A 22,051-nucleotide genomic window follows, 5' to 3' on the forward strand; every position below is an offset into this window, starting at 1 on the left:
CCCATGTCCGCCAAACCATTGATCAAAATCCTGCTGGTCGACGACCATCCCCTGGTGCGCGATGGCTTGCGCGCCCGACTGGAGGCGGTTGCCGCTTTCCAGGTGGTGGCCGAGGCTGGCGGTGCGGAAGAAGCGCTGCATCACGCGCACAACATGAAAATCGATCTGGTGCTGATGGATATCAATCTGCGGGGCATCAACGGCATCGAACTGACCGCGCAGTTTCATGCAATGTTTCCGCAAATCGCCGTGCTGATATTGAGCATGCACGATAAGGCTGAATACGTGATGCAGGCAATGCAAGCAGGTGCGCGCGGCTATGTGTTGAAAGACGCACCGGGGCAGGACATCGTGTTTGCGATCGAAACCGTCATTTCAGGCGGCATTTATTACAGTGCAGCCCTGGCCAGGCAACTCTCGCGACCGATGACGCCGGTACTGTTACTGACTGCGCGCGAACGACAAATACTGCAGCAAATTGCCGAGGGAAAATCAAACAAGCAAATCGCCCTCACGCTGGCCCTGAGTGTGCGAACGGTCGAAACCCACCGCCTGAACATCAAGCGCAAGCTCAACATCGATGGCCAGGCCGAATTGATCAAATTCGCCATTCAGCAAATATATTGATGAGTATATTAAATACCGCAATGAATATATGCGGAAAATGGCATGAAAATTGCCATACTCCATATTTTTACGAAAATCGCAATTATTCAGCCGCAGCGGTGTAGGGTGCGCCATGCTGTTCCAGCGCCCAGATCACATGTTCGCGCACCATCGCGCTCGGATGCTCCAGCCGCGCCTTGAGCGCTGCCACCATGGCTGCAGTATCGACGCCGCATCCGGCCGCATTGCCCAGGCCCACCGCCAAATTGCGCAGCCAGCATTCATGGCCGATGCGGCGGATCGGACTGCCTTCCAGATTGCGATTGAATTGCTCTTCGCTCCAGCCGAACAGATCGACCAGCATCGCGTCATCGAGTCCATTGCGCACCTCGAAATCGGGAACCGTGGCCTGTTGTGCAAACTTGTTCCACGGACACACCAACTGGCAATCGTCGCAGCCGTACACGCGGTTGCCGATCAACCCGCGCAATTCCACCGGGATGCTGCCCTTGAGTTCAATCGTCAGATAAGAAATACAGCGCCGGGCATCGACCTGATACGGCGCGACTATCGCCTGCGTCGGGCAGATGTCGATGCAGGCGCTGCAAGCGCCGCAATGGGGCATGATCGGCGCATCCACCGGCAACGGCAAATCGGTAAACAATTCGCCCAGAAAAAACATCGAACCGGCGTCCCGACTCAGCAGCAGCGTATGTTTGCCGCGCCAGCCGAGACCGGATTTCTGCGCCAGTTCGACCTCCAGCACCGGGGCCGAATCGGTAAACACGCGATAGCCGAATTCGCCCACTTCGGTTTTGATGCGATCGGCCAACTGCTGCAAGCGCCCGCGCAACACCTTGTGATAGTCGCGTCCGCGCGCATAGATCGAGATCTTCGCCGCCGCCGGCTGGCTCTGGCGCGCTGCTTCCTTGTCGCGCCATCCGGATGCCGACTGTGGTAAATACGGCATGCGCAGCGTGATCACGCGCGCGGTACCGGGCACCAGTTCCGCCGGCCGGGCGCGCTTCATGCCGTGCGCGGCCATATACCCCATCTCGCCATGAAAGCCCTTATCGAGCCAGGCCTGCAAGCCGGCTTCGGCATGCGCCAGATCAATATCGGCAATACGCACCTCGGAAAACCCGAGTTCACGCCCCCACGCCTTGATACGCAGCGCCAGTGCGAGTAAATTATCATTCTCAGTCATATTCATAAACCTCCAGGTTTAAACATCGTTCAACCCAGCCTAAGCCAATACAAGAGAAACCATTTTACGAGATGCAGCAACTCCACCACCAGATCCATCTACATGACGAAGCCGGCACCGTCGCACTGGGCGCAGCACTGGCGCGCGCGCTGGCGCCGGGCTTGACCATTTATCTGCACGGCGAGCTTGGGACCGGCAAGACCGCGCTGACCCGAGCCCTTTTACATGCGGCCGGTTACGCCGGCCACGTCAAGAGCCCGACCTATACGCTGGCCGAGCCCTATACCATCCACATCGACGACGAGGCGGTACATTTGATCCATTTTGACTTGTACCGGATGCAGTCTGCGGAAGAATTTCTCGATGCCGGTTTTCGGGAAGCGTTTAACGAGCGCAATATCTGCATCGTCGAATGGCCGGAAAAAGCCGATACAGTACTTCCTCCGCCCGATATCAGCATATTTCTGACTGTGGCAGGACTGGGGCGTGATGTAGAATTACAGGCCTTGTCAGCCAAAGGGTCACAATGCCTCGACCGCCTGCACTTCGCACCCAATTTATGAAACCTGGCAGCACAGCGGCAACCCGCCGCATCGTCCTTAAAGCCGGCAGCACACTGCTGCTATCCCTGATCGCACCGTCGCTTTCATTTGCCGCGCAAATCGTCGCAGTGCGGGTCTGGCCGTCGGACGAATACACCCGCGTCACGCTGGAAAACGACAGTGACCTGAAAGCCAGCCATTTTCTGGTGCAAAATCCAAACCGGCTGGTGGTCGATATCGAAGGGCTGGAGCTCAATCCAACCCTGAAGGAACTGATCGCCAAGATTCAGTCCAACGATCCCTACATCAGCCAGGTACGAGTCGGGCAAAACCGTCCAAACGTGGTGCGGCTAGTGTTCGATCTGAAAACGGAAGTCCGGCCGCAAGTATTTACCCTGGCGCCGGTCGGCGAATACCAGCACCGGCTGGTATTCGATCTGTATCCGACCCGCGAATATGACCCGATTGCCGCCCTGATCGAATCAGGCGAGCGGCCGGTCGACCGGCCTTTCGACAACCCGACGGCAACCATCGATACTCTGCCGCAGATCAAGCCCGAACCGCCGCTTGCCAAAATCGAGCCGAAACCCGAGTACCGCAGCGGTAATGCGCCAGCCATGACGCGCATGATCACCATCGCAATCGACCCCGGCCATGGTGGCGAAGACCCCGGTGCGGTCGGTCGCGGCGGCAGTTACGAAAAAAATATTGTGCTGGCGATTGCCAAGCGCCTGAAAGCAAAGATCGAACAACAACCCAATATGCGCGTGATGCTAACTCGCGACGCCGATTACTTCGTGCCGCTGCATGTGCGGGTGCAAAAGGCGCGCCGGGTGCAGGCCGATCTGTTCATGTCGATCCATGCCGACGCCTTTGTGCTGCCGACCGCGCGCGGCTCGTCGGTGTTCGCGCTCTCGGAAAAAGGCGCTTCTTCAACTTCCGCGCGCTGGCTGGCCAACAAGGAAAACGCGGCCGACCTGATCGGCGGCGTAAACATCAAGAACCATGACCGGCAGCTGGCCAGCGTGCTGCTCGACCTGTCCACCACCGCGCAGATCAATGACAGCATGAAGCTGGGAAAAGCGATTCTGGGCGAGATCGGCGGCATCAACCGGCTGCACAAAGGCTCCGTCGAGCAAGCCGGTTTTGCGGTGCTCAAAGCACCCGACATTCCATCGGTGCTGATCGAGACCGCCTTCATTTCGAACCCCGAAGAAGAAGCCAAACTTACCGATAACGCCTATCAGGATCAGATGGCCGACGCGATAATGAATGGCATCAAGAAATACTTTGCGAAAAATCCACCGCTGTCGAAGAACCGGATGACCTGATCCGGTTACCAAGAGTTTCGTAGGATGGGTGCAACCCATCATGTATCTAAACAACAAACATGATGGCTTGCACCCATCCTACTTTGCTCAGCATGTCGACCCCGCCAGCGCTGCGATGATCGGACAAGGCTTAGCCTGATCGGTCGCCGCGCATTGATGGATCAAGTGGTGCAAGGCGCTCTCCATGCGCGCCAGATCGGCGATCTTGGCGCGGATATGCTGCAACTTGTCGGCCGCCAGTTCGCGAATCGCCGCCCGGTCGCTGCCGTCTTCCAGTTGCAGCAATGCCTCGATTTCATCCAGCGAAAACCCCAATTCCTGCGAACGTTTGATGAAGCGGATGCGATCAATCAACGCCACAGGATAGATCCGAAACGCACTGTCTTGCGCAACCGGCAGCGGCAACAACTGGCGGCGCTGGTAGTAGCGCACCGTCTCCACCCCGACTCCGGCGGCACGCGCCAGGCGTCCTATCGTCAAATTTTCTACTTGCATGGATTTTGTCCTCAAAATGGGCTTGACTCTGTTGTTGGGTACGGGGTCCATACTACGACCAGACCATCAACATTTCAAGGAGCAGCGATGAAACAGCGACAAGATTCCGCACCGGCACCAAGTTCGATTCCGGCCGCAGCGCAATGCTGCGGCGGCGCACACGCGCAATCGACCATGACCGACAGCAGCAGTGGCAACGCCATGCGGCAATACACCGATCCGGTCTGCGGCATGACAGTGGCGGCCGATCCTGCTAAAAAGGCGATGTATCAGGGCAAGATTTATTATTTTTGCAGCACTTCCTGCGTCGAAAAATTCAACGCTGAGCCGCTGGCGTATGTGCAGTCTGCCAAGCTGTTGAAAATTTCGGTGGCAGCAACCGTGCCGGCAGGAGTGTTAGTGCCGATAGCACCTGCGCCAGCCATAGACAAGCCTTACACCGACCCAGTCTGCGGCATGAAGGCCGCTGCCAATCCGGATAAATCGGCGACTTTCAACGGCGTCACCTATTATTTCTGCAGCACTTCCTGCGTCGCCAAATTCAAGGCCGATCCCGAAGGGATTCTGGCGCATCCACCCAAACCGATGACGCCAGCCAAACCGAGAACGACGCCGGCCGCCGCAGATGCGATCTACACCTGCCCGATGCATCTTGAGATACAGCAAGTCGGCCCCGGCACCTGCCCCAAATGCGGCATGGCGCTGGAACCGATGGAAGCCAGCATCGAAGAGGACACCAGCGAACTTGACGACATGACGCGCCGCCTGAAAATCAGCGCCGCGCTGTCGCTGCCCTTGCTGCTGATGACGATGGGCGACATGATCCCCGGCGCAGATATCGGGCACCGGATCGGCATGAACGCTTTCGGCTGGCTGCAGGCCGTGCTGGCTACGCCGGTAGTGTTGTGGGCCGGTTGGCCGCTGTTCCAGCGTGGGTTTGACTCGTTCCGGAGCTGGAATCTCAACATGTTCAGCTTGATTGGACTGGGCACCTCGGCCGCCTTCCTGTTCAGCGTGATCGCACTGCTGTTTCCCGAAGCGTTGCCGGAAGCGTTCAAGATGAACGGCATGGCGCCGCTGTATTTCGAAGCTTCGGCGGTCATCATCACGCTGGTGCTGCTGGGTCAGGTGCTGGAGTTGCGCGCCCGTTCGCGCACCAATGGCGCTATCCGTGCGCTGCTGGCGCTGGCGCCGAATACCGCGCTGCGGGTCAAACCCGATGGCAGCGAGGAAGAAGTCCATCTGGATCAGGTGCAGGTCGGCGACATCCTGCGCGTCAAACCGGGCGACAAAGTACCGGTCGATGGAAAAGTGACCAACGGCCACTCGAATGTCGATGAATCCATGATCACCGGCGAACCAATGGCAGTCACTAAAACAATCGGCAGCCAAGCCAGCGCCGGCACCGTCAATCAGACCGGCACCTTCCTGCTGCAAGCGCAAAAAGTCGGCGCCGACACGCTGTTGTCGCAAATCGTGCAAATGGTCAATCAGGCCAGCCGCTCGCGCGCACCGATCCAAAAATTGGCCGACCGGGTTTCCGGTTGGTTCGTGCCGGCGGTGATGGCCTCGTCGGTACTCAGTTTTCTACTATGGACTTGGCTCGGCCCAGCGCCGGCGATGGCGTACGGGCTGGTCGCTGCGGTATCGGTCCTGATCATTGCTTGCCCTTGCGCGCTGGGGCTGGCGACACCGATTTCAATCATGGTCGGGATCGGCCGCGGTGCCGGCGAAGGCATCCTGATCAAGAATGCCGAAGCGCTCGAACGGCTGGAAAAAGTCGATACGCTGGTGGTCGATAAAACCGGCACCCTGACCGAAGGCAAACCGAAAGTCCAAAGCGTGATCGCCGCCGACGGTTTCAGCCAAGCCGAGGTTCTGGCCGCAGCGGCCGCACTGGAAAAACTCAGCGAGCATCCGCTGGCGCAAGCAATCGTCGATTATGCACAAGAACAGAACGCGTCACTGCCAGCGGTCGAACAGTTCAACTCAGTCACCGGCAAAGGCGTGCAAGGTCACATCGACGGAGTCCTGATTTCGCTCGGCAACCAGCGCCTGATGGACGATGCCGGAGCAGACACCAGCGCGCTGCGCGATAGCGCGCAGACATTGCGCGCACAAGGTCAAACGGTGATGTTTATCGCCAGCGCAAACCGGATCAAAGGTTTGATCAGCGTGGCCGATCCGATCAAGGCCAGCACCGCGGAAGCGCTGCATTTGCTGCGCGCTTCGGGCTTGCGGATCATCATGCTCACCGGCGACAACGCCGCCACCGCAGAGGCGGTCGGCCGCCAACTCGGGCTGGATGAAGTCAAGGCGGAAGTATTGCCGCAGGATAAATTCAAGCTGATCGAGGAACTGAAAAAACAGGGCCGCATCGTTGCCATGGCCGGCGACGGCGTCAACGATGCGCCGGCGCTGGCGCTGGCCGATGTCGGCATCGCGATGGGCACCGGCACCGATATCGCCATGAACAGCGCCCATGTGGTGCTGGTCAAGGGCGACTTGCGCGGCATCGCCAAGGCCCGGCTGCTGAGCCAGCACACGATGAAGAACATCCGGCAAAACCTGTTCTTCGCTTTCATCTACAACTTTGTCGGGGTGCCGATTGCCGCCGGCGCGCTATTTCCCTGGTTCGGCATCGTACTCAGCCCGATGATCGCCAGCGCAGCAATGAGTTTTAGCTCGGTATCGGTGATTGCCAACGCGTTGCGGCTGCGCAAAACGACGCTGTGAGCGGGTTTTACAGGCACATCCTTACGGAATAACATACTGCTTTATGTATTTCAAGTTACCGCATATATACATGCGGTAACTGGTATTTTTTTTGGCATACCCCGGTAAATTCCAATAACCCGGAGCATGACAAAGCATCTCAGGCCGGCGACTTTCCAGTCACTTTCCGATAAAACTTCCACAACCCGCCCAGCATCAGCGGCACCACCGCAGCGGCCACACCGATTAAGACGATGGTGTTCAGGTGATCGCGAATGATCGGGATATTGCCGAAAAAATATCCGGCAGCAACCAGTCCGCCCACCCACAGCAGCGCGCCGGTCACATTGAACAGCTGAAATTTGCTGAATGTCATCTTCGACACCCCGGCCACAAACGGTGCAAAAGTACGCACAATCGGCACGAAACGGCACAGGATGATGGTCTTGCCTCCGTGTTTTTCAAAAAACATGTGCGTCCTGTGCAACGCCTTCTTGTCGATCCACTTGTAATCGTGGGTAAACACTTTCTGGCCGATGGCGGAGCCGATCCAGTAATTGAGCGTATTGCCGCCAACCGCTGCGGCTAGCAATATGCTGACCAGCAACCAGACATCCATCGCGCCGGTGGCGCAGAAAGCGCCGCCGATGAACAGCAGCGTATCGCCCGGCAAAAACGGAAATACCACCAGCCCGGTTTCGGCAAACACAATCACAAACAACACCGCGTACACCATGGCCCCGTAGTTTTCCAGCAAATGACCGAGCGTCTTGTCGACATGCAAGATCATGTCGAAAAATTGCATGAATTCCATACTTCTCCTAATGTTCAATTAGCCATCAATTGGGCGTGCGAAATAATACACTAGCACCCCAGCTATAATCTGCCTTATGAATGCTCCGCTCGACCCACACCGCCCAATCCAGGCTTTATCCGACCAATTGATCTCCCAAATCGCCGCCGGCGAAGTGGTGGAGCGGCCGTCTGCGGTGGTCAAGGAATTGCTTGAAAATGCGCTCGACGCCGGGGCCACCCACATCACCGTGCGGCTGGAACAAGGCGGCGTCAAGCGTATCGCCATCACCGACAACGGACGCGGCATCGCGCCGGAGCAAATGCCGCTGGCGCTGGCGCGTCATGCAACTTCCAAGATTACCTCGCTGCACGATCTGGAAAACGTCGCCACCTTGGGTTTTCGGGGCGAAGCGCTGGCATCGATTGCTTCGGTGGCGCAACTGACGCTGACTTCGCGCACCTTGGATGCCGCCCATGCATGGGAAATTTCCGGCACATCTGCCAGCAGCACAGCGCCCGCCTCGGGCGCGCCCGGCACTACCATCGATGTGCAAGACTTGTATTTCAATACCCCGGCACGGCGCAAATTTTTGAAGACCGAACAGACCGAATTCGGCCATTGCGCCGAAGTGGTGCGCCGCATCGCGCTGGCGCGGCCGGACGTCTCTTTTTCGCTGTCGCACAACGGCAAGACCATCGACCACTGGAACGCGACCGAGGTGGCGCAACGCAGCGCGCATATCCTGGGCGACAACTTCGCCACGGCCCGACTGGCGCTGGATGAATCCGCTGGCGACGCAGCAAGCGGCTTGCGCCTGCACGGTTTCGCCGGCCTTCCGACCGCTGCCAAGGCCCGCGCTGACGCGCAATATTTCTACGTCAACGGCCGCTTCGTGCGCGACAAACTGCTTACCCATGCCGTGCGCGCCGCCTATCAGGACGTGCTGCACGGCGACCGCTACCCATCCTACGTGCTGGCGCTGGAACTCAACCCGGCGCTGGTCGATGTGAATGTCCATCCGTCGAAGATCGAAGTGCGCTTTCGCGACAGCCGCGCAGTGCACCAGTTCGTGTTCCACGTCGTGCAGCGCGCGCTGGCGCAAACCTCGGCCACCGCATTCGGCACCGCACCGGCACCACTGGCATCGCCTTCAGGCGCAATGCCGTGGATGCGCGAGCAGCAACAAACCACGTTTGGCGCTCAGTTGCGTTCTGATGCTGCACCACCACAATTCAGCCGGGCAAATTCCGGTTTCGGTGTCGCGCAATCGACCGCCAGTTACGGCGCGCTATTCGCCGCAGCGGCACCGGAATCGTTGCCCCCGGCTATCGCCCCGCAACCAATGCAGGCCTTGCCGGACGACGCCGATAACGACGACTATGAGCATCCGCTCGGCTTCGCGTTGGCGCAGTTGCATGGGGTTTTCATCCTGGCGCAAAACAACCAGGGATTGGTGCTGGTGGACATGCACGCCGCGCATGAACGCATCCTGTACGAGCAACTCAAAAACGCGCTGGACGCGGATGCGATGCAGGTACAGGCGCTGCTGATTCCCGTCACCTTTTACGCCGATGCAGTGGAAGTCGGCACCGCTGCAGAAAGCCGCGCCATCCTGGAATCGCTCGGTTTCGACATCAGCGCGGTATCGCCCACCACGCTGGCGGTGCGCGCCGTGCCGGCGCTGCTGAAAAACGCCGATGCGCAAAGCCTGGCGCGCGACGTACTGCGCGACATCCGCGAATTCGGCGGTTCGCGGGTGTTGATCGAACGGCGCAATGCGCTGCTCGGCACGCTGGCTTGCCATACCGCAGTGCGCGCCAACCGTTCGCTGACCGTGCCGGAAATGAACGCGCTGCTGCGCCAGATGGAAGCCACCGAACGCGCAGACCAATGCAACCACGGCCGCCCGACGTGGGTACAGTTAGCGCTCGCTGACCTCGACAAATTATTTCTACGCGGACAATGAAACTCACTAAACCACTGGCTGTCGCCATCATGGGCCCCACCGCTTCTGGCAAAACTGCGATGGCGCTGGAAATTGCGCGCCGGATACCATCCGAAATCATCTCGGTCGATTCCGCCTTGGTCTATCGCGGCATGGACATCGGCACCGCCAAGCCAAACGCAGCCGAACTAGCCGCCGCGCCGCACCACCTGATCGACATCATCGACCCGCTGGACGCCTATTCCGCCGCGCAATTCTGCAAGGATGCACTGCGACTGAGCGCAGAAATCCGTGCCCGTGGCAAGTTGCCATTGCTAGTAGGCGGCACCATGATGTATTTCAAGGCGCTGATGGATGGGCTGGACATTCTGCCCGCCGCCGACCCTGCCCTGCGCGCACAACTCGATCTCGAAGCCGCCAAAATCGGCACTCCCGCCATGCACGCCAGACTGGCGCAGCTTGATCCGACGACTGCAGCACGGCTCAAACCCAATGACGCGCAACGCATCCAGCGCGCACTGGAAATCATTGCGCTGACCGGCCAACCGATGTCGCAACTACTGGCGTTGCGCCCCAAAACAGAATTGCCTTTCACCCTGCTATCGCTGGCGCTGGAACCGTCGGACCGGAGCGTGCTGCACCAGCGCATCGAAACCCGCTTCGACGCCATGTTGCAAGGCGGCCCCGGCCACAATCTGCTTGACGAAGTGGCAACCCTGCGCGCACGCGGCGATCTGCACCTCGGCCTGCCCTCCATCCGCTGCGTCGGCTATCGCCAAGCGTGGGAATATCTAGATGGACAATACGACCTGCCTACCCTGCGCGGAAAAGGCATTATCGCCACCCGCCAGCTCGCCAAACGCCAACTAACGTGGTTGCGCGCAATGCCGCAGCGCATTTCGCTGGACTGCCTCAGTCCGGACGCAATCGATCAGGCATTGCTGCACATCAATCAATACCAGGCAATTTGAAAACCAAGTACCCTGCAGATTCAGGCCAAGGCAGACAATTTTCTTGACAGAGAAAAAGTGGCTGGTCATAATGCAGGGCTTAGTTGTTCAGGCAGGTTATTTGGCCTGAATAGTGTGGTTTTATACAATAAGCCACATAAACTAATGGTGATATAGCTCAGTTGGTTAGAGCACAGCACTCATAATGCTGGGGTCGGTGGTTCAAGTCCACCTATCACCACCACGAACACGTTTCAAGAAGTCCAGTAACGCACAAAAACCCGCCTCTAGCCTAGTGCTGATGCGGGTTTTTTGTTTTAAAACCTGTTCAAGATCTTTTTGCCAAAAAAGGATTATTCCGTCGTAAAGTGCATGAATGAGACGAGTCTACCCAAGTGATATAAATCGAGTGCAGTGCGAAGTAATTCGCGAGTTGCTGGAAGGCGCAAGGAAGAAGACCAAGCCACGGCAAGTGGATTTGTACGAGGTGTTTTGTGGGGTTCTATATGTGCTGAAAAGCGGTTGTCGGTGGTGCATGCTGCCAAGTGATTTTCCTAAATGGAGTACGGTATATTCGTATTTCTGCCAGTGGAATGCCAAGCTATAGGAAGAGGAATTAAGCTTGCTGGAGCAGGCATTGAAAAAATCAGGTTGGAGCGATTCGCGTCAACCATGGGCGCAACGAGAAGACCACATTTTGCATCGTTGATGCGCAGAGCGTGAAAAATACGGACAGCGCGGAATGCAAAAGGTATGACGCGGGTAAAAAGGTCTCGGGCATCAAGCGCCATATTGCGGTCGATACACAGGGTGTGCCGCATGCTATGACGGTTACCACGGCAGTGGTGACGGATCGAAAAAGCGCATTGACTGCGTTCAGGCTGCATAAAGGCGCTTTATCGGAAGTCGTCAATATGCTTGTTGATGGCGGCTATACAGGTCGTCCATTTGCCGATGAGACGCACAAAATTCTGGGTGCCTCAGTAGAGGTGGCCAAGCTGCATACTTTTGTCGTTATACCCAAGCGCTGGGGTGTAGAGCATTCTTTTGCCTGGCTGGAAAAATGGTGACGACTATGAAAAAACTGCGTGAAAAAGCTAAGTACCAGTCTTCAATTCGTATCTTTAGCTTTTCTTGTTTTATTTTTAAGAAGATCTTGAGCAGGTCCTAGGACTGTTCAATGCATGCAGCGTCTAATCGGCGACTAGCGTGTTTTTGTCATCGACATTGTTGTGTATAAATCAGAAGAGAACGTGGCGACGGTTAGATTCAGTGTGAGCAAATAATTACTTTTGGCAAGTTTTTCATTTCGTCTACACCCCTCCCCGGCATTACACTTCAGATCACAGATTGCATCCTCACCCTTGCAGAAAGTACAGATTCCTTCGATGACCGAATGTATCCCGCCCCAAACACCTGTTTCTGCGTCGCCCGCGTCCCCGTTTCTGGCTCGGATATTAAAGTGGCTTCGCAAATACCATCTGCTGGCGGTGCTGGTACTGGCCGCCAGCCTGGCCGTTACTTACCAGTTATGGCGCAGCAGCGCGGGACATGCGCGGCACGAAATGCAATCGAGTTTCGATTTCAGCGTGCGCGAAGCGAGCACCCGGATCGAGCAGCGGATGGCTGCCTATGAGCAGGTATTGCACAGCGCAGAGGGCTTCATGTCCCATGCCGATTTCATGAACCGCGATGAATTCCGGCATTTCGTCAAAAAGCTGCGCCTCGATGAAAAATATCCCGGCATTCAGGCGCTGTCGTTTGCTCAGATCGTGCCGAAAGAGCAAAGAGAGCGCCACATCGCTGCCATCCGCAGCGAAGGGTTCCCAGCTTATGCGATCCATCCCGGCGGCGAGCGCGATATCTATACCCCCGTCATCTACATCGAGCCGTTTTCCGGCATAAACCTGCGCGCCTTCGGCCACGACCCCTACTCTCAAGCGGTACGCCGCACTGCCATGGAGCAGGCGCGCGATCTTGACCTGCCGGTCATTACCAGCAAGGTGACGCTGGTCCAGGAAATCGATAGAAATGTGCAAGCCGGGTTCCTGATGTATCTGCCCATCTTCAAATTTGGCGCCCCACACCACAGCATCACTGAGCGCCGCGCCAGCATCATTGGCTGGATTTCTGCGCCATTTCGCATGAACGATCTGATGGATGGCTTGCATGGCGAACAAGCTGCCAAGCTCGATATCGCGCTATTCGACGGTGAACACATGTCGCCCGGCACCCTGATGTATGACCAGGATCATGACTACGTCGACGGCAAACCGGGCGCCGGCATGTTCAAGTCCATCCAGCGCATCCGGATTGCCAACCACAGCTGGACCATACAGATACGCTCATTGCCCGGCTTCGACGCCCAACTGGACCGCGAGTCGCCGCGCATCGTCGCCTATTCCGGCGTCGGCATCAGCCTGCTGCTGACCCTGCTCACACTTTTACTGACCAACGGCAAGGAACGCGCACTGCAAGCGGCGCGGGTGATGAACCGGGAACTGATCGAACGCGAAACGCGTTACCGGCAAATGTTCCAAGACAACACCTCGATCGCTTACCTGGTGGAGCCGGACACTGGCCGCATCGTCGATGCCAATGCCGCGGCAGCGGCATTCACGGGTTATTCGCAGGAACAACTGCGCACCATGAATATCGCCGAGATCAACCTCGCCACGCGCGAACACATCATGAAAGCGATGCATCAGGTAAGTGAAGGCAAAAGAATTCACATGGAGTGGCATCACCGGCTGAAGAATGGTGATATCCGCGACGTCGAGGTCTTTAGCGGCCCGCTGGCCTATCAGGGCAAGGTCTTGTTGTACTCAATCGTGCACGACATTAGCGCCCGCAAGAGGGCCGAACAGGCGTTGCTGGAAAGCGAAGCGCACTTGCACGAGATTACCGCGACCATTGGTGAAGGCGTGTTCGTGACCGACGACAGTGGGATGATTACCTTCTGCAACCCCGAGGCGCAGAGATTGCTAGGCTGGTCAGAGTCGGCGCTGCTCGGCCAGAATGGCCATGACATGCTTCATCACTCGCGCGCCGATGGCACCCCGTATCCAGCGCAAGAATGCGAAGTGAGACGCGTACTCGATTCCGGCCTTCCGTATAGTTCGCATGACGAAGCGTTCTGGCGCAAGGATGGCAGTATGCTGCCGGTATTCGTCAACGCCAGACCGATCATGCGGGGGCGGCAGACGATAGGCTCGGTGGTGGCATTTCATGACATCATTGCACGCAAAAAGGTGCAGCAGGCTCTGGCTGACGAAAGCGCCATGAACGCGATGTTGTTGCGCAGCGCCAGCGATGGTATCCACGTGCTCGACCTGGATGGCAGAGTCGTGCTGGTCAATGATGCATTTTGCAGCATGCTCGGCTACACGGAGCAAGCCATGCGCGGCATGACCTTGGCGCAGTGGGAAGCGCAATGGTCTGCGGAGGAACTACAGGTGAAATTCGGCCAACCGCTAGACAAGAACATCCTGTACGAAACCCGCTACCGACGCCGCGACGGCACGGTGTTTGACGTCGAGGTCCATGCGGCTGGGATCGTCATCGGCGGCAAGCCACTGCTGTTTGCCGCGATACGCGATATCACGGAACGCAAGAAAGCGCGGAACGGGTCCGTCATCTCGCCTATTTCTAAATCTTGACCGATTTTTCGAACCGGCACTGCTGAACTGAACGTCCGGTTGCCGCAGGCGCTGGTCAAGTCGCGGCAAAACACCACACGAATGGCGCTGATGTTCTTCGATTCTCGATAAATTCAAGCCGGTCAGTGATCGGCTAGGACAAAACCTCGGCGACTAGCCGTTGAAGGAAGTGGTTGTGCGCATGAGTGTTGCTTCCGCGAATCCGATACCGCGACGCGCATCGGTAGCGACGAATTTATCGTACTGCCGCCGAGCATTGAAAACGACAAGAAACGCACATGGTCATTCACTGAATCACCAAGCACGGCATAAACGCGTTTTCAGTCAAAACATTTTGCGGCCCTAGCTACGGCTAAGGCCGGTGCGACGCCCGCGCGAGTTCGTTGGACGTAACCCTGCAGAATTTTCAAAGAAATAGATCGATATGCACATCGATCTATTTTCTTAATGGCCAGTAGCATGATGCTCAACACGTCTTCTGAATATTCATATAACAATGCCACGCGGCTCCCTTCCTTTTCGCCTGCACGCATGAATCATGCTGTACCATCCTGCGCCAAGGGAGGTAGCAAATGACTTTGCAGGTGTATCAGCTTGCTTGCACGCGCGGCGAGCGACAGCTATTCAATGACATCAATTTCGACATCAGTGCAGGCGACGCAATGCATGTCGCAGGCACCAATGGCAGCGGCAAAACCAGCCTGTTGCGCATGCTGTGCGGCCTGGCGTTCCCGGCAGCAGGAGAAGTGCGCTGGAACGGCCGCAACATACGCGCGGTGCGTGAGGAATTTGGTAGCCAGCTGATCTATCTCGGCCATGCAAACGGCGTGAAAGACGATCTGGCCGCGTGGGAAAACGTGGTCGTCGCTTCAACCCTATCAGGTAATCCGGTCAGTCGCGACCAGGCCTACGCAGCACTCGAACAGTTCGGTTTGGCACGGGCCGCCGATCTGCCGACCCGGGCCTTATCGCAAGGTCAACGCAAACGTGTCGCGTTGGCGCGGTTGCGGCTCGGCATGAAGAAGTCGTTGTGGATTCTCGACGAGCCGTTTACGGCACTCGACCAGAACGCGGTCACGGAACTGCGCGGCACGCTGAACCAGCATCTTGCGCATGGCGGCATGGTTATTTATACAACGCATCAGGAAATCGATCTTAGCGCGCAACGCCTGCTGCGTCTCGACCTGAGCCGGGATACCTCATGCTGAAAGCACTCAACTGCGTGATCCGGCGCGACCTGCTGCTGGCGTTTCGGCGCCGCTCTGACGTGCTGACCACCTTATTCTTTTTTGTCATTGTGGCTACACTATTTCCATTGGGTGTCGGGCCGGAGCCAGCGCTGCTACGCACCATGGCGCCGGGCATTCTCTGGGTGGCCGCACTGCTGGCGTCGATGCTGGCGCTTGGGCGCTTGTTTGCGCTGGATTATGCGGACGGGACGCTGGAGCAAATGCTGCTGTCAGCCGAACCGCTCACAGTGATCGTGATCGGGAAGGTCATTGCGCATTGGCTGGTCTCGGGCCTGCCCCTAGTATTGCTGGCACCCTTGCTCGCGGTACAGTTCGACCTGCCGCGCGAGTCGGTTGCGGTACTGTTTTTCAGCCTGCTGATCGGGACGCCGGTATTGAGCCTGATCGGTGCGATCGGCGCAGCACTGACACTCGGAGTACGCGGCGGCGGCGTACTGGTATCGCTGCTGGTACTGCCACTATATATCCCGGTTCTGATCTTCGGCGCCGGCGCAGTGGGTGCCGAAGCCAGTGGACTCGGCGGCAGCGCGCATCTGCTGTTGCTGGGAGGCGTACTGGCAGGCGCGGCAGCGCTGGCGCCATGGGCCACGGCTGCAGCGCTGCGCATTTCTCTCGAGTGACGTGGCACAGTAATTGCTCTACCGAGAAGCTATATCCGGATCGCTACGCGATGGCGTTTATTTAGGCCATGCCGGGCGTACGGCAGTAGAACAGCATGTGGCTCTTTCTCATTTTCGAGAAGTTTAATTTCCCGGCTTACTAGCACCACCGCCTAGCCGCCCGGACCATAATTTTGGGAGCATTACCACCGGTGTCTATCTCCAACAACCTTCTTTCCGATAGCGGAGAGTCGAGCCGCATTCGCTGGTTCAAATACGCGTCGCCGCAGACTTTTTTCCCGATTGCGGGAAAGCTGATCCCCTGGTTTGTCGCCCTTGCTGTGATCCTTGGCGTGATCGGTCTGTACGCTGGCTTTTTACTCGCGCCGACCGATCACCAACAGGGCGACGCCTACCGCATCATCTTCCTGCACGTACCGGCCGCATGGATGTCGATGCTGATTTATATGGCGATGGCATTCTGGGCCGCCATCGGCCTGGCGTTCAACACGCGCCTGTCATCAATGATGGCCAGCGCGCTGGCGCCCACCGGCGCCATGTTCACCTTTCTCGCATTGTGGACCGGAGCGCTGTGGGGCAAGCCGACCTGGGGCGCCTGGTGGGTCTGGGATGCACGCCTGACGTCCGAGTTGATCCTGCTGTTTCTCTACGTTGGCTTCATGGCGCTACAGGCATCGATCGACGAACCGCGGCGCGCCGACCGGGCCGGCGCCGTACTCGCCCTGGTCGGCGTCATCAATGTCCCGATCATTTATTTTTCTGTGCAATGGTGGAATACGCTACACCAGGGCTCGTCGATCAACTTAAAGAGCGCACCGACCATGGCACTGACCATGCTGTTGGGCATGCTGCTGATGGCGCTGGCGTTCTGGGCGTACACCATTGCAATCACGTTGTTGCGCGTGCGCTGCATCGTGCTGGAACGCGAACGGCACACCGAGTGGGTCAAGCACATCACGGAGGTGCAACAATGAACTGGGAAAGCTGGAGCGATTTTTTCACGATGGGCGGTTACGCGCTATACGTGTGGGGCTCGTTTATCGTCGTCTTCGGTTTGATGGCCGGTGAAGTCATGTTCCTGACGCAGCGCGCCAAATCGATCCGCGCACAATTGAACGACGCGCGCGCATCCACTGCGTCGCACACAAGGAGCAAACAATGAAACCAAGGCATAAACGCCTGATTTTGATCGGCGCCGGGCTGGCCACGCTGGGCCTGGCAGCCTGGCTGGTGCTGTCGGCGTTCCAGAAGAACCTCGTGTTCTTCTTCACGCCGACCCAGATCGTGGCCGGCGAAGCACCGCATGGCAGTAGCTTCCGCATGGGCGGCATGGTCGAACAGGGCAGCCTGAAACGACAGCCAGACGGCGTGACCGTGGCTTTCGTCGTGACCGACAATGTGCAGCGCGTCCGTGTCCACTATCGCGGTAGTCTGCCCGACTTGTTCAAGGAAGGAAAAGGCGTGGTTGCGCAGGGCAAGCTTGGCAACGACAAGCTGTTCCTGGCCGATGAAGTGCTGGCCAAGCATGATGAAAACTACATGCCGCCGGACGCCGCTTACGCAATGAAAAAAGGCAAAGAAGCCAACCAAGCCATCAGTGCCACTGGCGTCGCCGGCGGCAACCAGACCAAGGGTGCCAAATGATTCCTGAACTCGGTAATTTCTCGTTAATGCTGGCGCTGAGTCTGGCGTTGGTCCAAGGCATTCTTCCGATCGCCGGATCATTTCGCGGTAATGCGCGCTGGATGACGCTGGCGCGGCCGGCGGCAGCCGGACAGTTCGTCTTCATCTCGATCGCATTTGCATGCCTGATCTATGCGTTTGTCACCAACGATTTTTCGGTGACCTATGTCGCATCCAATTCGAATTCGATGTTGCCGGTGTATTACCGCATCGCCGGCACCTGGGGCGGCCACGAAGGATCGTTGCTGCTGTGGGCCTGGATGCTGGCATTGTGGACCTTCGCAGTTGCTCTATTGAGCCGTCAATTGCCTGATGAAACTGTCGCACGGGTACTGGGCGTGATGGGATTGATCAGCGTCGGTTTCCTGTGCTTCATGCTGTTTACCTCCAATCCATTCGACCGTCTGTTGCCGGGCGCCCCTGATGGACGTGACCTGAATCCGTTGCTGCAGGATTTCGGCATGATCATTCATCCGCCGCTGCTGTACATGGGCTATGTCGGCTTCTCGGTCGCATTCTCGTTTGCGATTGCCGCATTGATGGGTGGTCAGCTCGATGCTGCATGGGCGCGCTGGTCGCGACCATGGACGCTGGTGGCGTGGATGTTCCTGACCCTCGGCATTTTCATGGGCAGCTTCTGGGCCTACTATGAACTCGGCTGGGGCGGCTGGTGGTTTTGGGACGCAGTGGAAAACGCTTCCTTCATGCCGTGGCTGGTCGGCACCGCGCTGATCCATTCGCTGGCCGTCACCGAAAAACGCGGCAGCTTCAAGAACTGGACCGTGCTGCTTGCCATCATTGCGTTCTCGCTGTCGCTGCTCGGAACCTTCCTGGTGCGTTCCGGCGTACTGACCTCGGTGCACGCATTCGCGACCGATCCGCGCCGCGGCCTGTTCATCCTGGTGTTCCTCGCGATCGTGATTGGCGGCTCGCTGCTGCTGTATGCATGGCGCGCGCCGAAGGTCGGCCTGGGCGGAAAATTCAGTCTGTTCTCACGTGAATCCATGCTGCTGGTCAATAACGTATTGTTCCTGGCTGCAGCCGGCACAGTATTGCTGGGCACGCTGTATCCGCTGTTCTTAGATGCGCTCGATCTAGGCAAAATCTCGGTCGGCCCGCCGTATTTCGAAGCGGTATTTGTGCCGTTGATGATCCCGATCCTGCTGCTGCTCGCGGTCGGGCCGTTCGTGCGCTGGAAAGACGCGTCCTTCAAGGAAGTGTTGCACCGTTTGCGCTGGATCGCGCTGGGCACGGGACTGTTTGCGGCGGCGGCGACGTTGATGTTTGCGCCATCACTGATGGTGGTGGTTGGTGTCACGTTGGCGGTCTGGATCTTTATTGGCACCGCGTCCCAGCTGCTGCAGCGCCTGCGCCATGCGCCGGCCGGCACCGCGCTGTGGCAACGAATTGCCAGCCAGCCACGCAGCTACTGGGGCATGCTGGCCGCACATGCCGGTATCGGCGTGTTTGTGGTCGGCGTGACGCTGGTCAAAGGCATGGACAGCGCCAACGACGTCAGCATGCGCGTCGGCGACACCACCAGTGTCGGTGGCTACACCTTCCGCTTCACTGATCTGCAGGAAATCAAGGGCCCTAACTACATCGCGGCGCGCGGAACCTTCGAAGTCACCAGCGGCGACACGAAGATCGCGACGATGGTGCCGGAGAAGCGGCACTACACGGTGCAAAATATGCCGATGACCGAGGCAGCGATAGACCGGGGCTTTACGCGCGATCTCTACGTATCGCTGGGCGAAGCCACGAGTCAGGACACCTGGGTAGTGCGCGTGCAGCACAAGCCCTTTGTCGGCTGGATCTGGGGCGGCTGCCTGATCATCGCTTTCGGCGGCTTTCTGGCTGCATCCGACCGCCGCTATCGCATGGCTTCGCGCAAGCGGCAACAGGCGGCGCAAGAAGCAGTCGGCGGCCATCCAATTAACGCGGTATAAGGGTGCCGGATCATGAAACGATTTCTTTTACCGCTCGGCATATTCATCACGCTGGTGCTATTTCTCGGCATCGGGCTGCGTTTGAATCCACGCGAAATACCTTCGCCTTTTATTGGAAAATCGGCGCCAGCGTTCAAATTGACGCAACTGCATGAACCCAGCCAGACCATCTCGCCACAAGATATGACCGGACAAGTCTGGCTGCTCAATATCTGGGCATCGTGGTGCGTGTCGTGCCGCCAGGAGCATCCGGTGCTGATGGATTTAGCCAAGCAGGGCGTGGTGCCAATCATCGGCCTCAACTACAAGGACAAGCGTGCAGATGGTACCGGCTGGCTGCGTCAGTTCGGCAATCCCTATCAGTTGTCCGCATTCGATGCAGACGGCAGGGTCGGCATCAATTACGGCGTCTATGGCGTTCCGGAAACCTTCGTCATTGACAAGCACGGCGTGATCCGCATGAAACATATTGGGCCGCTGACACCCGAAGTCATCACTGACAAACTTTTACCTTTGATCAAAGAGTTGAATCGTGCGTAGATTATTGCTTAGTTGCATGCTTTTTCTATCGATTGCGCTATCAACTGCACTCGCCCATGCCAATGAAGCACAACCGGTGGCGGCCAACCCCGCACTGGAAAAGCATGTCATGGCGCTAGCCAAAGAGCTGCGCTGCCTGGTGTGCCAGAATCAGACCATCGCCGACTCGAACGCCGAGCTGGCGATCGACCTGAGAAACCAGGTGCGTGAAATGCTCCAGAAAGGCAGATCGGACCAGGATGTGATCGACTACATGGTGCAGCGCTACGGCGATTTCGTGCTGTATCGGCCACCGCTCAAGCCCACCACCTGGCTGCTGTGGTTCGGGCCTTTTCTGTTGCTGATCGGCGGCATTGTTTTCCTCGGCCTGAAGTTGCGTCGGCGCCGTCTGCACATTGACGCATTGCCGGAAGCAGAGATACAGCGTGCCGCGGAACTGTTGCGTGCCACCACCTATATTAAGGATACAAAATGACCGTTTTTTCGATTCTCGCTGTCCTGTTGATGGCGGGTGCCTTGCTTTTCATTTTGCCGACGCTGCTGCGTAAAGATGCTGTCGCGAACCGGCACGCGCTACGCGATGAAGTCAATCTAACAGTGCTGCGCGACGAGTTGCGCGAGCTCGATGCCGATCTGGCGGCAAGCATCATCAATGCGCCGGCATATGAAAGCGCAAGGAAGGAACTGGAAAGACGCGTGGCCGAAGACGTGCAGCCCGGCGTGGCGAGCAACGATTCCACAGCCGACAAACGCTGGACTGTAGTGGTGGTCGGCCTGGCAGTACCAGTCGTCGCCATTTCACTGTATTTCTTGCTCGGCTCGCCCGCAGGACTCAATCCGACACAGGTTACAGCACCGAAGGATCAAGCGCATGCGGTGACCGAAGAACAGATCGTGAGCATGGTTGCTGGGCTCGCGCAGCGCCTCCAGAATAATCCCGATGATGCTGAAGGTTGGAGCATGCTGGCGCGCTCTTACAATGCAATGGGCCAGTTCGGTGAAGCCGCCAATGCGTATGCGCGTCTGGTGCAACTGATCCCCGGCAACGCGGGTCTGCTGGCCGATTACGCCGACACGTTGGCGATGTCTTCAAACAAGAGCCTACAAGGCGAACCGGAAAAACTGATCGCCCGTGCATTGGTAGCCGACCCGAAAAATATTAAGGCACTTGCCTTGTCCGGCAGTGCTGTATTCGAGCGGCGTGACTATCAAGGTGCAGTGATGCAATGGAAAAAAATCCTGCTGCTAGTGTCGCCAGAGTCCGACATCGCACGCTCGACCATGAGTAGCATTGGCGAGGCGCAAGGACTGGCAGGCGAACCGGCCACCGCGCAAGCACCGGTGGCGGCTGCATCCAGCCTGCCCATGGCAACGACGCAAGATGCGCCGGCAGCCGAAGTGGCAGGGACCGTCGAGCTTGACGCTGCACTACGCTCCAAGGTTGCTGATACCGACACTGTTTTCATCTTCGCCCGCGCAGCCGATGGCCCGCGTTTCCCATTGGCAGCCCTGCGCAAGCAAGTGAAAGATTTGCCGGTGAGCTTTGTGCTTGATGACAACATGAGCATGGCTCCCAATGCCAAGCTGTCGAGCTTTCCGATGGTAGTGGTTGGCGCGCGCATTTCGAAGTCGGGTAGTGCAACACCGAGTTCTGGGGACTTCGAGGGTATGACCGAGCCAGTCCGTCCCGGCACGAAAGGTCTGAAGATTCAGATTAATTCGCAACGCAAATAACAGATGGCAGACTACTTGTGGTTTGTTTG

19 protein-coding genes, 1 tRNA gene and 1 pseudogene are annotated in these 22,051 nt (G+C 57.8%); 18 read left to right on the forward strand and 3 right to left on the reverse strand.

Features of this window, described 5'->3' with window-relative positions:
• Nucleotides 1-3 precede the first annotated feature (3 nt).
• Nucleotides 4-627 carry a response regulator gene (locus tag KGFNPO_RS10895; RefSeq protein WP_472631305.1) on the forward strand — a complete coding sequence of 208 codons (624 nt, stop codon included), beginning with the start codon at nt 4-6 and terminating at the stop codon, nt 625-627.
• A gap of 82 nt (nt 628-709) precedes the next feature.
• Here KGFNPO_RS10895 and queG read toward each other — a convergent pair whose 3' ends face one another.
• Nucleotides 710-1,813 (reverse strand): tRNA epoxyqueuosine(34) reductase QueG, encoded by a 1,104-nt coding sequence (gene queG / locus KGFNPO_RS10900; protein WP_472631306.1) that lies wholly within the window; start codon nt 1,811-1,813, stop codon nt 710-712.
• A 71-nt stretch (nt 1,814-1,884) separates the two neighbouring features.
• Between queG and tsaE the strand changes: the two genes are divergently transcribed.
• Both tsaE and KGFNPO_RS10910 read left to right on the forward strand, forming a co-directional pair.
• Nucleotides 1,885-2,376 carry a tRNA (adenosine(37)-N6)-threonylcarbamoyltransferase complex ATPase subunit type 1 TsaE gene (gene tsaE, locus KGFNPO_RS10905; RefSeq protein ID WP_472631307.1) on the forward strand — a complete coding sequence of 164 codons (492 nt, stop codon included), beginning with the start codon at nt 1,885-1,887 and terminating at the stop codon, nt 2,374-2,376.
• A complete protein-coding gene (locus tag KGFNPO_RS10910; RefSeq protein ID WP_472631308.1) occupies nt 2,340-3,686 on the forward strand; it encodes an N-acetylmuramoyl-L-alanine amidase in 1,347 nt (448 codons plus the stop codon). The genes tsaE and KGFNPO_RS10910 overlap by 37 nt, the downstream gene beginning before the upstream one ends.
• 87 nt (nt 3,687-3,773) lie before the next feature.
• On the opposite strand, the gene KGFNPO_RS10915 is transcribed toward KGFNPO_RS10910, so the two are convergent.
• Entirely contained in the window at nt 3,774-4,181 is a 408-nt protein-coding gene (locus tag KGFNPO_RS10915) for a MerR family transcriptional regulator (protein ID WP_472631309.1), read from the reverse strand.
• 87 nt (nt 4,182-4,268) lie between these two features.
• Between KGFNPO_RS10915 and KGFNPO_RS10920 the strand changes: the two genes are divergently transcribed.
• Nucleotides 4,269-6,917 carry a heavy metal translocating P-type ATPase gene (locus KGFNPO_RS10920; RefSeq protein ID WP_472631310.1) on the forward strand — a complete coding sequence of 883 codons (2,649 nt, stop codon included), beginning with the start codon at nt 4,269-4,271 and terminating at the stop codon, nt 6,915-6,917.
• A gap of 139 nt (nt 6,918-7,056) precedes the next feature.
• Here the strand turns inward: KGFNPO_RS10920 and KGFNPO_RS10925 are convergent, their stop codons facing one another.
• Nucleotides 7,057-7,710 (reverse strand): VTT domain-containing protein, encoded by a 654-nt coding sequence (locus KGFNPO_RS10925; RefSeq protein WP_472631311.1) that lies wholly within the window; start codon nt 7,708-7,710, stop codon nt 7,057-7,059.
• 76 nt (nt 7,711-7,786) lie between these two features.
• Here KGFNPO_RS10925 and mutL point away from each other — a divergent pair, with 76 nt between their 5' ends.
• From mutL to ccmI, 14 genes and pseudogenes are all read left to right on the forward strand, one after another.
• Nucleotides 7,787-9,658: a DNA mismatch repair endonuclease MutL gene (gene mutL / locus KGFNPO_RS10930; RefSeq protein WP_472631312.1), complete on the forward strand. Its 1,872-nt coding sequence runs from the start codon at nt 7,787-7,789 to the stop codon at nt 9,656-9,658.
• A complete protein-coding gene (gene miaA / locus KGFNPO_RS10935; protein WP_472631313.1) occupies nt 9,655-10,608 on the forward strand; it encodes a tRNA (adenosine(37)-N6)-dimethylallyltransferase MiaA in 954 nt (317 codons plus the stop codon). The genes mutL and miaA overlap by 4 nt, the downstream gene beginning before the upstream one ends.
• Nucleotides 10,609-10,754: 146 nt before the next feature.
• Nucleotides 10,755-10,831 (forward strand) — tRNA-Met (locus KGFNPO_RS10940).
• A gap of 132 nt (nt 10,832-10,963) precedes the next feature.
• Nucleotides 10,964-11,747: pseudogene (locus KGFNPO_RS10945) on the forward strand (IS5 family transposase).
• A gap of 228 nt (nt 11,748-11,975) precedes the next feature.
• On the forward strand, nt 11,976-14,246 hold the full coding sequence (locus KGFNPO_RS10950) for a CHASE domain-containing protein (RefSeq protein ID WP_472631314.1): 2,271 nt from the start codon (nt 11,976-11,978) through the stop codon (nt 14,244-14,246).
• Between the two features lie 572 nt (nt 14,247-14,818).
• The gene (ccmA, locus tag KGFNPO_RS10955; protein WP_472631315.1) at nt 14,819-15,454 is read left to right on the forward strand and encodes a cytochrome c biogenesis heme-transporting ATPase CcmA; all 636 of its coding nucleotides are present in this window, start codon (nt 14,819-14,821) and stop codon (nt 15,452-15,454) included.
• Nucleotides 15,448-16,116 (forward strand): heme exporter protein CcmB, encoded by a 669-nt coding sequence (gene ccmB, locus KGFNPO_RS10960; RefSeq protein WP_472631316.1) that lies wholly within the window; start codon nt 15,448-15,450, stop codon nt 16,114-16,116. Before ccmA ends, ccmB begins: the two co-directional genes overlap by 7 nt.
• A gap of 197 nt (nt 16,117-16,313) precedes the next feature.
• Nucleotides 16,314-17,090, forward strand: a complete 777-nt coding sequence (gene ccmC, locus KGFNPO_RS10965) for a heme ABC transporter permease CcmC (RefSeq protein WP_472634454.1) — start codon at nt 16,314-16,316, stop codon at nt 17,088-17,090.
• Nucleotides 17,087-17,278: a heme exporter protein CcmD gene (gene ccmD / locus KGFNPO_RS10970; protein WP_472631317.1), complete on the forward strand. Its 192-nt coding sequence runs from the start codon at nt 17,087-17,089 to the stop codon at nt 17,276-17,278. The genes ccmC and ccmD overlap by 4 nt, the downstream gene beginning before the upstream one ends.
• The gene (ccmE, locus tag KGFNPO_RS10975) at nt 17,275-17,760 is read left to right on the forward strand and encodes a cytochrome c maturation protein CcmE (protein WP_472631318.1); all 486 of its coding nucleotides are present in this window, start codon (nt 17,275-17,277) and stop codon (nt 17,758-17,760) included. The genes ccmD and ccmE overlap by 4 nt, the downstream gene beginning before the upstream one ends.
• On the forward strand, nt 17,757-19,748 hold the full coding sequence (locus KGFNPO_RS10980) for a heme lyase CcmF/NrfE family subunit (protein ID WP_472631319.1): 1,992 nt from the start codon (nt 17,757-17,759) through the stop codon (nt 19,746-19,748). The genes ccmE and KGFNPO_RS10980 overlap by 4 nt, the downstream gene beginning before the upstream one ends.
• A gap of 12 nt (nt 19,749-19,760) precedes the next feature.
• Nucleotides 19,761-20,288, forward strand: coding sequence for a DsbE family thiol:disulfide interchange protein (locus KGFNPO_RS10985; RefSeq protein ID WP_472631320.1), 528 nt, complete (start codon nt 19,761-19,763; stop codon nt 20,286-20,288).
• Nucleotides 20,281-20,763, forward strand: a complete 483-nt coding sequence (locus tag KGFNPO_RS10990; RefSeq protein WP_472631321.1) for a cytochrome c-type biogenesis protein — start codon at nt 20,281-20,283, stop codon at nt 20,761-20,763. Before KGFNPO_RS10985 ends, KGFNPO_RS10990 begins: the two co-directional genes overlap by 8 nt.
• On the forward strand, nt 20,760-22,022 hold the full coding sequence (ccmI, locus tag KGFNPO_RS10995) for a c-type cytochrome biogenesis protein CcmI (RefSeq protein ID WP_472631322.1): 1,263 nt from the start codon (nt 20,760-20,762) through the stop codon (nt 22,020-22,022). Before KGFNPO_RS10990 ends, ccmI begins: the two co-directional genes overlap by 4 nt.
• Nucleotides 22,023-22,051 lie beyond the last annotated feature (29 nt).

It is taken from the genome of Gelidimonas diazotrophica, from assembly GCF_055694025.1.

Bases quoted from the DNA above. Each gene is read 5' to 3' on its own strand.
- KGFNPO_RS10895 (WP_472631305.1), top strand. From the start codon at position 4: ATGTCCGCCAAACCATTGATCAAAATCCTGCTGGTCGACGACCATCCC.
- queG (WP_472631306.1), bottom strand. From the start codon at position 1,813: ATGACTGAGAATGATAATTTACTCGCACTGGCGCTGCGTATCAAGGCG.
- tsaE (WP_472631307.1), top strand. From the start codon at position 1,885: ATGCAGCAACTCCACCACCAGATCCATCTACATGACGAAGCCGGCACC.
- KGFNPO_RS10910 (WP_472631308.1), top strand. From the start codon at position 2,340: ATGCCTCGACCGCCTGCACTTCGCACCCAATTTATGAAACCTGGCAGC.
- KGFNPO_RS10915 (WP_472631309.1), bottom strand. From the start codon at position 4,181: ATGCAAGTAGAAAATTTGACGATAGGACGCCTGGCGCGTGCCGCCGGA.
- KGFNPO_RS10920 (WP_472631310.1), top strand. From the start codon at position 4,269: ATGAAACAGCGACAAGATTCCGCACCGGCACCAAGTTCGATTCCGGCC.
- KGFNPO_RS10925 (WP_472631311.1), bottom strand. From the start codon at position 7,710: ATGGAATTCATGCAATTTTTCGACATGATCTTGCATGTCGACAAGACG.
- mutL (WP_472631312.1), top strand. From the start codon at position 7,787: ATGAATGCTCCGCTCGACCCACACCGCCCAATCCAGGCTTTATCCGAC.
- miaA (WP_472631313.1), top strand. From the start codon at position 9,655: ATGAAACTCACTAAACCACTGGCTGTCGCCATCATGGGCCCCACCGCT.
- KGFNPO_RS10950 (WP_472631314.1), top strand. From the start codon at position 11,976: ATGACCGAATGTATCCCGCCCCAAACACCTGTTTCTGCGTCGCCCGCG.
- ccmA (WP_472631315.1), top strand. From the start codon at position 14,819: ATGACTTTGCAGGTGTATCAGCTTGCTTGCACGCGCGGCGAGCGACAG.
- ccmB (WP_472631316.1), top strand. From the start codon at position 15,448: ATGCTGAAAGCACTCAACTGCGTGATCCGGCGCGACCTGCTGCTGGCG.
- ccmD (WP_472631317.1), top strand. From the start codon at position 17,087: ATGAACTGGGAAAGCTGGAGCGATTTTTTCACGATGGGCGGTTACGCG.
- ccmE (WP_472631318.1), top strand. From the start codon at position 17,275: ATGAAACCAAGGCATAAACGCCTGATTTTGATCGGCGCCGGGCTGGCC.
- KGFNPO_RS10980 (WP_472631319.1), top strand. From the start codon at position 17,757: ATGATTCCTGAACTCGGTAATTTCTCGTTAATGCTGGCGCTGAGTCTG.
- KGFNPO_RS10985 (WP_472631320.1), top strand. From the start codon at position 19,761: ATGAAACGATTTCTTTTACCGCTCGGCATATTCATCACGCTGGTGCTA.
- ccmI (WP_472631322.1), top strand. From the start codon at position 20,760: ATGACCGTTTTTTCGATTCTCGCTGTCCTGTTGATGGCGGGTGCCTTG.